General features: G+C 48.1%; 2 protein-coding genes. One reads left to right on the plus strand and one right to left on the minus strand.

Going from position 1 to position 1630, the window contains the following annotated elements:
- A partial coding sequence (locus tag WS42_RS14620) for an IS256 family transposase (protein ID WP_286728742.1) occupies window positions 1-594 on the plus strand: 594 nt, incomplete at its 5' end.
- Between the two features lie 37 nt (window positions 595-631).
- On the opposite strand, the gene WS42_RS14625 is transcribed toward WS42_RS14620, so the two are convergent.
- Entirely contained in the window at window positions 632-1603 is a 972-nt protein-coding gene (locus WS42_RS14625; RefSeq protein WP_046451356.1) for an ISAon1 family transposase, read from the minus strand.
- Between the last annotated feature and the right edge of the window lie 27 nt (window positions 1604-1630).

The raw sequence follows: 1630 nt of genomic DNA on the forward strand, positions 1-1630 counted from the left end.
GTTTTAACCGTGGTAAACTTTCCCACGGAAAGCGCGACCAATTGGAAGGATGTTTTTGAAGGTCTCAAAGAAAGAGGTGTAGCCGTGGTGGACCTGTTGGTATGTGACGGGTTATCCGGTATTGAAAACACGCTGGCCGATACTTTTCCCCAAGCGGATCTGCAGTTGTGTACCGTTCATCTGAAAAGGAATATCGTGAATAAAGTCAAGCCAAGGGATAAGAAACAGGTTATGGAGGAACTCAAACAAATCTGCTCTCCTGACCAATGGGACATTACCCCGGAAAAGGCATTCGGTGTATTTAAGGAGTTCATACAAAGGTGGCAAAAGAGTTACCCGCCGCTAAAGAGATACCAGCACGACAGGTACAGGTTTTATTTTACATACTTCAAATATGAAAGGGAAATCAGGGGAATGATTTATACCACGAACTGGATCGAAAGACTGAACAGGGATTATAAGAGGGTTATTAACATGAGAGGGGCCATGCCGAATCCACAGGCCGTCATTCTACTGATGGGGACCGTGGCTCAAAACGCGGATATTTATAAATACCCTATTTATAATTTTTTAGAATCAAGATTATTTTATTAAAAATGAATAGATTTGCAAAGATGAAAAAAGAAAGGATTTACACACTTTTTGAAACACTATCTTTAATGTCAAGCACGCCCCTGAATTGAGCCCTGAAGGCCTTGAGCTTGGCGTTAAAAGACTCGGCGGAAGCGTTGGTACTCCTGTTGTTGAAAAAGTTCAATATCCTGGTCGAGTGCGCGAACACGGAAGCGGCAACGGAATTGAAAGAATGAAAGCCAGCCTCGTTGACTTGATTGTACCACAAGGCGAGTTTGAGCCTGGCTCCCGCCACGGACTTGCACGAGGAATAGATTCTTCTCAACCTCTGTACCAGGGCGAACGCCTTTTGGATGTCGGGATACAACTCGAAAAGCACGGAAGCCCTCTTTCTTTGTTTCACGTTCCAGGCCGCCGGGTCTTTAAACAATAACAACCTGGAACGGAACAGTATCTCTTTCCTGGTTTCCCCGTTACGGAATTTTCTCGCCCTGTACTTCCTCCCCTCCAGCCGGGCGTTTTCCATCTCGTTGGTTTCCTCGTTAATCGCCTCCCAGCGGTGCTCGATCCTTAACTCTTGCAAGGCGTCACAGGCAAGCTTCTGCACGTGAAAGCGATCGATAACCTGTTCCGCGTTGGGAAAGCATTCCCGGGCGATAGCGTGCATGGTGCTGGACATGTCAAGAGTAATCTCCAGCACCCGGTGGCGGGCTTGACGGGGGAGCTTCCTCAAGATACTGGATACCTCCACGGCCTTTACACCCTCGATGATGGCAACGAGGGTTCCCTTGCCGCCGTGACCGTCCTTGTTGGTAACGATCGTGTATAACTCGCCACGAGAAAGGGAGCTCTCGTCGATACTCAAGCGAGGGCCCAGGTTCCCCGGGAAGAGCAACCACTTGTCAGCGTGGGAGCGTGGTTCCCACGACGAGTAATCGCTTAAATGTTTCTTGTATTGCTGTACCAGTAAGTCCCCGTTGACGTGATAGAACTTCTCCAGGCTCTTGCCGCTGATCGGGTAATTATCCAAGTATACCTTTTAAAAAAGACGCGAACT

This window comes from Odoribacter sp. N54.MGS-14 (genome assembly GCF_000980295.1).
GTDB classification, from domain to species: Bacteria; Bacteroidota; Bacteroidia; order Bacteroidales; family Marinifilaceae; genus Odoribacter; species Odoribacter splanchnicus.